Genomic DNA, 11291 nt, shown 5'->3' with positions numbered 1-11291 from the left:
ATGTCGTCACGGTGCCACCCCCACGGTGCTCAAGCCCTCGGCCTCGTCCCAGCCGAGCGCGAGGTTCATCGATTGCACGGCAGCTCCGCCGGTGCCCTTGGTCAGATTGTCGATCGCCGCGACCGCGACCATCGTGCCGGCACGTTCGTCGACGGTCACCGCGATCTGAACGGCGTTGCTGCCGATGACCGATCCGGTGGTCGGGAGCACTCCTTCCGGGAGCACGTGGATGAAGGTCTCGTCGCCGTATGCCTTCTCGTACACAGCCCGGATCTCGTCCGCCGTAGCACTCGTACGCGCCGTGCACGTGGCGAGGATCCCACGCGCCATCGGCACGAGGACGGGCGTGAAGGAGACGGAGACGGGAAGGTCTGCGGCTGCCGACAGCGCCTGAGCGATCTCCGGCGTGTGACGATGCGCGCCACCGATCCCGTACGCGCGCGCCGAACCGATCACCTCGGACGCCAACAGATCGACCCGGGGCGAGCGGCCTGCACCGGACGCTCCGCTCACCGCGACGACGGTCACCTGCGGTTCCACGAGGCCTGCGGCAACCGCGGGCCGCAGGGCGAGGACCGACACCGTCGGGTAGCAACCGGGAACCGCGATCCGGCTCGCATCCCGGAGGGTCTCCCGATTGCCCGGCAACTCGGGAAGACCGTACGGCCAGGTCCCGGCGTGCTCACTGCCGTAATAGTCGAGCCAGTCCTGCGCGTTCTCCAGCCGATGATCTGCGCCGCAGTCGATGATCAGTGTGGTCGGCGGCAGGGCGTCGGCGATCTCGCCGGACCTGCCGTGCGGCAGACCGAGAAAGACCACGTCGTGGCCCGCGAGGACCTCGGCGGTGGTCTCGTCGAGTTCCCGATCCGCGAGAGGCAGAAGATGCGGATGCAGCGATCCGAGGGTGCTGCCTGCATTGCCGCCCGCGGTCAACGCACCGATCTCCAGGTCTCCCGATCGAAGGCGCGGATGTCCGCACAGGAGTCGAAGTATCTCTCCGCCCGCGTAGCCGCTCGCACCGGCGACTGCCACCTTGATCGTCATGCGATCATTATGCATGTCCATGCAAATAGATTCACAGCCGGGTATGGCCCGCGCTCGTCGCCCCTCAGCTCACCGCACATCGTCCGGACGCCGTCGTCAACGCAGTCGTGCGCCCACCTGCTCACCCGCGTGCGCGACGGCGGCGAGCTTCGCCTCGTTGGCCTCCTCCTCGGTGAGTGTCCGGTCGGACGCTCGGAACCGCAGAGCGAAGGTGAGCGACTTGCTGCCGTCACCCACCTGATCGCCGGTGAACACGTCGAAGAGGTCGATGGCCTCGAGCAGGTCGCCCGCACCGGCTCGCAGCGCAGCCGCCACGTCTGCGGATGCGACCGTGTCCCCGACCACGACCGCGACGTCCTGCAGAACCGCCGGGAACGGCGACACACGCGGCGCCGGGAGGCGATCGACGAGTGGCAGCGCATCGACATCGATCTCGACCGCGCACAAGCGTTTGGGCAGACCTGCCCGTTCGAGAACCGCCGGATGCAACTCTCCGGCGTACCCGACAGTCTCACCGTCGACACTGAGGCGGGCGCAACGGCCGGGATGCCACGGCCGTTCGTCGGCTGCCGACAACACCATCTCGACACCAGCTGCCCGACCGATGGTCCTGGCCGCCTCGAAGGCATCGACGTGGTCGGCGGCGCGCCCCGGCCCCCATGGGCCCGCGGGGTCACGGAGCCCGGTCAGGACAACTGCGACATGTAGTGGCTGATCCGGCAGCGACGCATCGAGCGCCGCGATCTGTTCGTCAGTGGGGCGCGTGGTGACGTCGAGCGTATCCACCGCCGCGACGTGATCGCCCGCCATCACCACCTGGCCGATGGTGAACAACGACAGATCCCGCTGTCCCCTGGCGATGTTGCGGGCAGTCATCTCGAGCAAACCGGGAAGCAGGGTGGTGTTGAGTTCCGGGCGATCGGACTCGAGCGGGTTGAGCACCTTGACGGTGCGCCTGCGCTCGTCGTCGGCGGGCAGATCCCAGATGTCGAAGACCCCGGCAGGCATGAACGGGTACGGCAGCACCTCGACGTACCCGTCGAGCGCAAGCGTCCGGCCGATGCCGCGACGCCGACGCTGCGCCGCACTCAGGCCGGTGCCTGCCGGCGCACGCGGCACCACCGCCGGGATGTCCTCGAGACCTTCGAGGCGCAACACCTCCTCGACGAGGTCGGCTCGTTCGCGCAGATCGGGACGCCACGACGGTGGGGCCACCGACAGCGGATCCGTACCCGCGACCGTGCAGCCGACCTCCGCCAGACGCGCCGCGGTGGTCCCGGCGGGATATGCGATCCCGGCTGTGCGATCTGGCTCGTCGGCGGCGATCGTGATCGAGGGCATGGGATTCGTGACGACCCTCGCCTCGCTCAGCGGCGACGCGATTGTGCCACCGGCGATCTCGACGATCAGTCGCGCCGCCCGGTCCGACGCCACCGAGGTGACCTCCGGGTCCACGGTGCGCTCGAATCGTTTACTGGCCTCCGAGGTCAGCTTGTGCCGTTTACCGGTACGGAACACACGCACTGGATCAAAGGTCGCCGCCTCGAGCAGGACGGTCGTCGTGGAGGCGGTGACCTCGGTGGACGCTCCACCCATCACGCCGGCCAGCGCAACTGGACCGTTGTCGTCGGCGATCACCACGTCCTCGGGATCGAGGACCCGAACCACATCGTCGAGAGTGGTCAGCTTCTCCCCCGCCTGCGCGGGGCGCACGGTGACGGCCCCCGCGAGTTTCTCGGCGTCGAAGGCATGCAACGGTTGCCCGAGCTCGATCATCACGTAGTTGGTGATGTCGACGATCGCGGAGATCGGACGGATTCCGGCGACCAGCAGTCGCTTCTGCATCCACCACGGCGAGGTGGCGGTGGCGTCGACACCGGCGATCACCCGCGCGGTGTACCGAGTCGCCGACGACTCCTCGTCGATCGCCACCGGCCATGCATCGCCTTCGGCAGTCGCCAGCGCCTCGGCACCGACTCCCGGGTCGACGAACGGCACGCCGAAACTGCCGGCGAGTTCGCGGCCGAGTCCACGTACCGAGAATGCATAGCCGCGGTCGGGGGTGACGTTGATGTCGATGGCGGTGTCGTCGAGTCCGAGCACCTCCCGCGCGTCGGCGCCCGGCTCGCCCGTGCCCGGCGCCAGCACCAGGATGCCACTGTGGTCGCTGCCGATCCCCAGCTCGGACACCGAGCAGATCATGCCGTCGGAGACACGGCCGTAGGTCTTGCGCGAGGCGATCTCGAAGGGCCCCGGCAACACGGCGCCGGGCAGCGCAGCCACTATGAGGTCACCGACGGCGAAATTGCGTGCACCACAGACGATGCCGCGTGGCTGTTCCTCGCCCACCTCGACCGTGCAGAACCGGATCGGTTTCTTGAACTCCGTGAGCTCCTCGATGGTCTCCACCCGGCCGATCACCAGCGGGCCCGTGGTCGCCGGAAAGGTCTCGACATCCTCGATCTCGAAACCGACGCGGACGAATCCCTGGTCGATCTCTGCGGCCGTCGCCGACCACTGGGGGTCTCCCCGGCGGAGCACCTCGGTGAACCAGGACTGTGGGGCACGCACGTCAACCAACTACTTTCATCGCTCGGGCTTGTCGCGGGTATGGAGTTGCCGGTGGTCGGGATCGGTGGCGATCGATCAGACCGCCGGGCCGAACGGGACGGTGAATCGGACGTCCCCTTCGACCATGTCACGCATGTCGGAGATGTCGTTGCGGAACTGCAGGGTTCGTTCGAGACCCATCCCGAATGCGAACCCCGAATAGACATCGGGATCGATTCCGCTGGCGCGCAACACATTCGGATTGACCATGCCGCAACCGCCCCATTCCACCCAGCCGGCGCCGCCCTTCTTGGCGGGGAACCAGACGTCGACCTCGGCCGACGGCTCGGTGAACGGGAAGTAGCTGGGCCGCATCCGGGTGGTGGTCTCCGGACCGAACAGGGCCCGCGCAAAGACCTCGAGGGTGCCACGCAGATTCGCCAGGGTGAGGTCCTTGTCAACGGCCAGCCCCTCGATCTGGTGGAAGACCGGGGTGTGGGTGGCGTCGAGTTCGTCGGTGCGGAACGTCCGTCCGGGACACGCGACGTAGATCGGGACGTCGCGGCTCAGCATCGACCGGACCTGAACCGGGGAGGTGTGCGTTCGCAGCACCTGCCGCGAGCCCTCGGGAGCGATGTAGAAGGTGTCCTGCATCGAACGCGCCGGATGGTCGGGCAAAAAGTTCAGCGCATCGAAGTTGTGGTGCTCGGTCTCGACCTCCGGGCCCTCCGCGACCTCCCAGCCCATCCCGATGAAGACGTCGGCGACCTGTTCGGCGATCACCGTGATCGGGTGCCGTGCGCCGACACGTCGTCGGCCGCTGGGCAACGTGACGTCGACGGCTTCGGCAACCAGGACGGCAGCGTCCCGTTCGGCCTGCAGGGTCGTCGTCCGGACGTCGAAGGCCGCGGTGACCCGTCCGCGGACCTCGTTGACGGTCTTGCCCGCAGCCGAACGCTCCTCCTTCGGGAGCGACCCCAGAGCCCGTCGGGCGAGTGCGATCGGCGAACGGTCGCCGAGGTGCGCGGTCTTGGCGTGTGCGAGGTCGTCGAGGTCTGCGGCGGCCTCGAACGCGGCGACGGCCGCCGCGGCGGCGGCGTCGAGTTCGTGCGGTTCCGGAAACCGCATCTCTGGGGCGTCGTCGGCAGGGCTGGCCACGGTCGGCGATCTCCTCGGTCTCGAAAAAGTCGGAAGTCGGGTGACCACGGTCCACCCGCACACCCGAGCCACCAGCCTAGACGACCGGTCGATCGTGCTGAGGCGCAGGTGGGCGCTGCTATCGCGTCCCTCGCTGCGTGGTGCCCGAGGTCAGTGTCACCGGGCGTCGCGGGCCGGGCCCGACGCTCGGACACGCGCGCTCGCGTACAGGCAGATGGCTGCTGCCGCCGCCAGATTCAAACTCTCGGCTCGGCCATGGATCGGTATCGACACCCGGTGATCTGCACGTCTGGCCACGGCGTCGTCAAGGCCATGGGCCTCATTGCCGAAGAGCCATGCACAGCGTGCGCCGAGTACCGCGTCGGCGTCGTCGAGGGACAGTTCGCCGTCGGCCGCGGTCGCCAGCACGCTGATGCCGGCAGCACCGATCGATGTCAGGCCCGCCTCGACGTCCCGCTCGCGCACGATCGGCACGTGGAACACACTCCCGGCCGAGGACCGCACGCATTTCCCGTTGTGCGGATCCACCGAGTCGCCGAGTACGACCACCGCGTCGGCGCCCATCGCATCGGCGCATCGCACCAAGGTGCCGAGGTTCCCCGGCTCGCGCGGCTCCACCGCGACGGCCAGCAGGCCCGGCGACGCGTCGAGCACCGCCGACAGCGGCCGATCGAGCAGCGGGCAGATCGCGAACACACCCGGAGCGGTGGTGGCCTCCGTCAGTTTGGCGACCGCCCGCTCGGAGAGGACCTCTACCGAGAGGCCGTTCGCGAGCGCGGAGTCGACGAGGACGGCGAATCGATCGACGTCGCCTTCGCGCACCAGTATTCGCTCGGCCCGTCCGGTGGCGAGCGCCGATTCGACAGAGTTCGCACCCTCGACGAGGAATCGACCCTCCGCGCGACGCACCGAGGCGCGATGCAGTTTTGCATACGCCACGACCCGTGATGATCGTTCGGAGAGAACTTCCATCACGGGTCGTGGGATGTCGTGGGACGCGCCGGTGTCAGGCAGCGGGTGCGTTCACGTCGGCCGGCAGCGACTTGCGCGCGACCTCGACGAGACCGGTGAAGGCCTCCGGGTCGGCGACGGCGATGTCGGCGAGCACCTTGCGGTCCACCTCGACACCAGCGGCCTTGAGGCCCTGGATGAAGCGGTTGTAGGTGATGTCGTTGGCGCGGGCCGCCGCGTTGATACGCGCGATCCACAGCTTGCGGAACTCACCCTTGCGGGCGCGACGGTCCCGGTAGGCGTAAGTCATCGAGTGGAGCTGCTGCTCCTTCGCCTTGCGGTACAGGCGCGAACGCTGTCCGCGGTAACCCTTGGAAGCCTCCAGGGTCGAACGACGCTTCTTCTGGGCGTTCACAGCCCTTTTCACGCGTGCCATGTGTCAATCCTCTTCGTTCGTCAGGTGTCGGTGTGTGCCGTCACCGGGCGTGGCCCGGAGTCGGTCAGCGGTTCAGCAGTCGCTTGATGCGCGGGGTGTCGTTCTCGCTCACCACGGCGATGCCGTCGAGACGGCGGGTGCGACGCGACGACTTGTGCTCCAACAGGTGGCGACGGTTGGCCTTCTGGCGAACGATCTTGCCGCTGCCGGTCACCTTGAAACGCTTTGCGGTGCCCTTGTGGGTCTTGCTCTTCGGCATGTTCTTCCTTCATTCGGGCGAGCGAGATCGCACCCGTGATGACACGGGCGCGGAATCTCGCGCGCTGTGGTCAGTTCCCTCGGTCGGGCTCGACACCCGACCGGCGACTACTGGCTGGCGTTGTCGTCGCCTGCGGCCGCAGGTTTCCGCCCGCGCTCGCGGGTCTCCTGCGCCTTCTGGCGGGTCTTCGCACCCTTGTGCGGCGCCAACACCATGGTCATGTTGCGCCCGTCCTGCTTGGCCGAGGTCTCGATGAACCCGTAGTCGGCGACATCGTTTCCGAGGCGCTGCAGCAGGCGGAAGCCCAGTTCGGGGCGCGACTGCTCGCGGCCGCGGAACATGATGGTGACCTTGACCTTCGACCCGGCTTCGAGGAAGCGGACGACGTGCCCCTTCTTGGTCTCGTAGTCGTGGTCGTCGATCTTCGGGCGGAGCTTCTGCTCCTTGACGACGGTCATCTGCTGGTTACGACGCGATTCGCGCTGCTTCTGGGCCGCTTCGTACTTGAACTTCCCGTAGTCCATGATCTTGCACACGGGTGGCCGGGCGTCGGGTGCGACCTCGACCAGGTCCAGGTCGGCCTCGATGGCCAAGCGAAGCGCATCTTCAACACGCACGATGCCCACCTGCTCCGAGTTCGGTCCGACGAGTCGGACCTCAGGGACGCGGATGCGCTCGTTGATGCGGGTCTCAGTGCTGATGGGGCCTCCTTGATCAGTTCTTCTCTGGTAACCGCGGCCCAGGATCACTGGGCTGCACAAGCAGGCGGCTCTCCAGCAGAAGAGCCCCGGGATGCTGATCGCATCCGCAGGGCTCCGTTACCGACCGATTCTCCGACGCATTTGTCGGACCGACAGGTCTGCGCTGCTCAGGGCGGCGAGACGTCGGCGTGAACCGGACCGTACAACTGCGGTGAAACCGCGTCGTGACGGTGGGAGCGGAACTCCACTTGCGACCCCGGCGCAAACCGGGGCGGTCGTGCTATGGGAGTCTAACAGCCATGACCGAGAACTCCTATTCGTCACCTGCACAGATGCCCGGTGAGGGCGACGCTGACAGTGACAGTGGCGAGGGGATCGCCGGTCTGGATCAGACCGATATCGACAACGTCCGGGACCTGGCCGATATTCCGGCGATCGAAGTGGTCACCAAGGCGATCGTGCTGCTGATGAGCGCTGCCGCGGAGAAATTGGGGCTCGCCGAAGGTGCCGACGAGGACTCCGTCGATCTCGATGAGGCGCGGAGGCTGATCACCTCGCTGGCGGGTCTCGTGCAGGCCTCCACCGAGTATCTGGGCATCCACGCGGCCCCGATCCGGGACGGCCTGAAGGGTCTGCAGCTGGCGTTCCGCGAGGCGAGCGCGCATCCCGACGAGCCCGGTGAAGGCCCCGGCGAGAAGTACACCGGTCCCGTCCGCGCTCCGCGCAGATAGACCTTCCCACCCCGCGCACGACGTAGGCTGGTGGGGTGAATCCGGACAAGCGCGACGAGCCCCGACCCGACGTCGTCGACGCCGAGGTGGTCCTGCCCGAAACGGCACAGCCCACGTCGGTTCCACCGTCGCCGGGATTCGGCACGACGCTCCCCGACCCGGGTTACGACGAGTCGGGCGTGCCGACCTTCGATTTCGTCCGCGACAAGATCGAGCACCGGATCGCCACGGCGATCGGCTCCGAGGAGCTCGCCGAGGCCTCCCCCGAGGGGCAGCAGGTCGACGAGATGATGCGCAAACGCGACGAGGCCGCCAAGAAGAAGCTCGACGAGATCCGCAAGTCGATGGGCCAATGATGTTTTCGTAGCTTCAATCCGCGGCTGCCGCGGATTGAAGCTACGGATTCGGAGGTCAGCCCGCCGACGCCACCGTCTCGTCGAGTTCGAGGATGTCGGCGAGGAACTTGCCGGTGTGGCTCTCCGGGACCGCCGCGATGTCCTCCGGCGTTCCCTCGGCCACCACCATGCCGCCGCCGGTACCGCCCTCGGGCCCCATGTCGATGACCCAGTCTGCAGTCTTGATGACGTCGAGGTTGTGCTCGATGACGATCACGGTGTTGCCCTTGTCGACCAGTCCGCTGATCACACCCAGCAACTTCTTGATGTCCTCGAAATGCAGACCGGTGGTCGGCTCGTCGAGGATGTAGGCCGTCCGGCCGGTCGATCGCTTCTGGAGTTCCGCGGCCAGCTTCACTCGCTGAGCCTCACCGCCGGACAGTGTCGGCGCGGGCTGACCGAGACGCACGTACCCGAGCCCCACGTCGACGAGCGTCTTCAGGTACCGATGGATGGAGGTGACGGGTTCGAAGAACTCGGAGGCCTCCTCGATCGGCATGTCGAGGACCTCGGAGATGGTCTTTCCCTTGTAATGCACCTCGAGCGTCTCCCGGTTGTAGCGCGCGCCGTGACACACCTCGCAGGGCACATAGACGTCCGGGAGGAAGTTCATCTCGATCTTGATGGTGCCCTCGCCCGTACAGGCCTCGCAGCGCCCGCCCTTCACGTTGAACGAGAAGCGGCCCGGTTGATAACCACGCACCTTTGCCTCGGTGGTCGCGGCGAACAACGTCCGGATCTTGTCGAAGACGCCGGTATAGGTGGCCGGATTCGAGCGCGGGGTGCGGCCGATCGGTGACTGATCGACCTGGACGAGCTTGTCGAGATGATCGAGACCCTTCACCCGGGTATGCCGACCGGGCACCTGGCGCGCGCCGTTGAGTTTGTTGGCGAGCACGGTCGCGAGGATGTCGTTGACAAGAGTCGACTTCCCCGAGCCCGAGACACCGGTGATCGCGGTGAGGACGCCGAGCGGGAAGGGTACGTCGATGCCGCGCAGGTTGTGTTCACGCGCACCGACGACGGTGAGTTGCTTCCGCCGGGAGATCGGTCGTCGGATCGCCGGCACCGGCAACGTGTCGCGCCCCGACAAGTAGGCGCCCGTCAGCGACCGGCGGTTGCGCAGCAGGTCCTTGTAGCTTCCGCTGTGCACCACTTCGCCACCGTGCTCACCTGCCCGCGGACCGATGTCGACGATCCAGTCCGCAGAGCGGATGGTGTCCTCGTCGTGTTCGACGACGATCAGCGTGTTGCCGAGATCCCTGAGCCGCGTGAGGGTCTCGATGAGACGACGATTGTCCCGCTGATGTAGTCCGATGGACGGCTCGTCGAGAACGTAGAGCACGCCTGCAAGTCCGGAGCCGATCTGGGTGGCCAGCCGGATACGCTGCGCCTCGCCGCCCGACAGCGAGCCGGCGGCCCGCGACAGCGACAGGTACTCGAGCCCGACGTCGAGCAGGAACGTGATGCGCGCCTGGACCTCTTTGAGAACGCGTCCGGCGATGGCCTGCTGACGCGCGTCGAGTTCCAGGCCGTTGAGATAGTCGGCGCACTCCGACACCGACAGCGCGCACACCTCGGCGATGGACTTGGGTCCGAAGGTCGGATGATCGAGGGTGACCGAGAGGATCTCCGGCCTCAGACGCGCACCCTGGCACGCCGGGCACGGCACGTCGCGCATGTACCCCTCGTACCGCTCCTTCATCTGTTCGGACTCGGTCTGATCCATGCGCCGGGCCAGGAACGACAACACACCTTCGAATTCGGTGTAGTACGAACGGGTTCGCCCGTACCGATTTCGGAACTTCACATGGACCTGGTGGTCGCTGCCGTTCAGGATGGCGTTGCGCGCCTTGGCCGGCAGCTTCCGCCACGGGGTGTCAACATCGAACCCCATCTGATCGGCGAGGCCACCCATCAGCCGCAGGAAATAGTCGGCATTGTGCCCACCCGACCACGGGGCGATGGCCCCGTCCGACAGCGAGAGGTCGGGGTCGGGGACCACCAGTTCCTCGTCGACTTCTTTGCGGATGCCGAGGCCGTCACACTCCGGGCAGGCGCCGTACGGCGAGTTGAACGAGAACGACCGCGGTTCGAGATCGTCGATCGCGATCGGGTGCCCGTTCGGGCACGCCATGCGCTCGGAGAATCGGCGTTCCCGGTGCGGGTCCGATTCGTCGAGGTCGACGAAGTCGAGGACCACTATGCCGTCCGCGAGGCGCAGAGCGGTCTCGATGGAATCGGTGAGACGCTGCTTCGCACTGGTCTTGACGGCGAGACGGTCGACGACGACCTCGATGTCGTGCTTCTCCTGCTTTTTGAGCTTCGGCGGATCGGTCAACTGATGCACGGTGCCGTCGACCCGCGCACGGGAGAAGCCCTGGGTCTGCAGTTCGGCGAAGAGGTCGACGAACTCGCCCTTGCGGGTGCGGACGACGGGGGCGAGCACCTGGAAACGCACGCCCTGATCCATCTCGAGGACCTGGTCGACGATCTGCTGTGGTGTCTGCTTGGCGATCAGGGCACCGCACTCGGGGCAGTGGGCACGTCCCGCACGGGCGTAGAGCAGACGGAGGTAGTCGTAGACCTCGGTGATCGTGCCGACCGTGGACCGCGGGTTGCGGTTGGTCGACTTCTGGTCGATGGAGACGGCCGGTGACAATCCTTCGATGAAATCGACGTCCGGCTTGTCCATCTGCCCGAGGAACTGGCGCGCATACGCTGACAGCGATTCGACGTAGCGTCGCTGTCCCTCGGCGAAGATGGTGTCGAACGCCAATGAGGACTTGCCCGACCCGGAGAGCCCCGTGAACACGATGAGGCTGTCCCGAGGGAGATCCACGTCGATCCCGCGCAGGTTGTGTTCGCGGGCGCCGCGGACGATGAGACGGTCAACCACTTGCAGTCCTCATTCATTGCTGACCGGCAGGCGCCGGTGTGCTGGTGTGTGAGCTGGCAGGACGCGATCCGGATCTGCCCAGACCGCTCCGCGCACAGCTTATGGGCGACCACCGACAGGATCGGCGAGCTCGGCTGGCCTCCCCCTGGCTGGAGAGCTCCACGCCT

Annotated in this window: 10 protein-coding genes; 2 read left to right on the top strand and 8 right to left on the bottom strand. The window is 66.9% G+C overall.

Annotated features, from left to right (window positions below; all coding sequences use genetic code 11):
- Positions 1 to 6: 6 nt before the first annotated feature.
- The 7 genes from argC to infC form a co-directional block, all read right to left on the bottom strand.
- Positions 7 to 1044 (bottom strand): N-acetyl-gamma-glutamyl-phosphate reductase, encoded by a 1038-nt coding sequence (gene argC, locus GTV32_RS03025; protein ID WP_161058887.1) that lies wholly within the window; start codon positions 1042 to 1044, stop codon positions 7 to 9.
- A gap of 96 nt (positions 1045 to 1140) precedes the next feature.
- Positions 1141 to 3615, bottom strand: coding sequence for a phenylalanine--tRNA ligase subunit beta (gene pheT / locus GTV32_RS03020; protein ID WP_161058886.1), 2475 nt, complete (start codon positions 3613 to 3615; stop codon positions 1141 to 1143).
- A gap of 75 nt (positions 3616 to 3690) precedes the next feature.
- Positions 3691 to 4722 carry a phenylalanine--tRNA ligase subunit alpha gene (gene pheS, locus GTV32_RS03015; protein ID WP_161062302.1) on the bottom strand — a complete coding sequence of 344 codons (1032 nt, stop codon included), beginning with the start codon at positions 4720 to 4722 and terminating at the stop codon, positions 3691 to 3693.
- Between the two features lie 186 nt (positions 4723 to 4908).
- The gene (locus tag GTV32_RS03010) at positions 4909 to 5724 is read right to left on the bottom strand and encodes an RNA methyltransferase (protein WP_202421579.1); all 816 of its coding nucleotides are present in this window, start codon (positions 5722 to 5724) and stop codon (positions 4909 to 4911) included.
- Between the two features lie 34 nt (positions 5725 to 5758).
- Positions 5759 to 6139: a 50S ribosomal protein L20 gene (gene rplT / locus GTV32_RS03005; RefSeq protein WP_161058884.1), complete on the bottom strand. Its 381-nt coding sequence runs from the start codon at positions 6137 to 6139 to the stop codon at positions 5759 to 5761.
- A gap of 64 nt (positions 6140 to 6203) precedes the next feature.
- The gene (gene rpmI, locus GTV32_RS03000) at positions 6204 to 6398 is read right to left on the bottom strand and encodes a 50S ribosomal protein L35 (RefSeq protein WP_161058883.1); all 195 of its coding nucleotides are present in this window, start codon (positions 6396 to 6398) and stop codon (positions 6204 to 6206) included.
- A 107-nt stretch (positions 6399 to 6505) separates the two neighbouring features.
- Positions 6506 to 7144 carry a translation initiation factor IF-3 gene (infC, locus tag GTV32_RS02995; RefSeq protein ID WP_161062301.1) on the bottom strand — a complete coding sequence of 213 codons (639 nt, stop codon included), beginning with the start codon at positions 7142 to 7144 and terminating at the stop codon, positions 6506 to 6508.
- Between the two features lie 254 nt (positions 7145 to 7398).
- On the opposite strand from infC, the gene GTV32_RS02990 reads away from it, so the two are divergent.
- Both GTV32_RS02990 and GTV32_RS02985 read left to right on the top strand, forming a co-directional pair.
- A complete protein-coding gene (locus tag GTV32_RS02990) occupies positions 7399 to 7830 on the top strand; it encodes a DUF1844 domain-containing protein (protein WP_161058882.1) in 432 nt (143 codons plus the stop codon).
- 92 nt (positions 7831 to 7922) lie between these two features.
- On the top strand, positions 7923 to 8186 hold the full coding sequence (locus GTV32_RS02985) for a PspA domain-containing protein (protein ID WP_202422056.1): 264 nt from the start codon (positions 7923 to 7925) through the stop codon (positions 8184 to 8186).
- A 55-nt stretch (positions 8187 to 8241) separates the two neighbouring features.
- On the opposite strand, the gene uvrA is transcribed toward GTV32_RS02985, so the two are convergent.
- Positions 8242 to 11124, bottom strand: a complete 2883-nt coding sequence (gene uvrA / locus GTV32_RS02980) for an excinuclease ABC subunit UvrA (RefSeq protein WP_161058880.1) — start codon at positions 11122 to 11124, stop codon at positions 8242 to 8244.
- Between the last annotated feature and the right edge of the window lie 167 nt (positions 11125 to 11291).

The organism is Gordonia sp. SID5947 (assembly GCF_009862785.1).
In the GTDB taxonomy this organism is placed as follows: Bacteria; Actinomycetota; Actinomycetes; order Mycobacteriales; family Mycobacteriaceae; genus Gordonia.
This window is presented reverse-complemented; position numbering and strand designations above follow the sequence as displayed.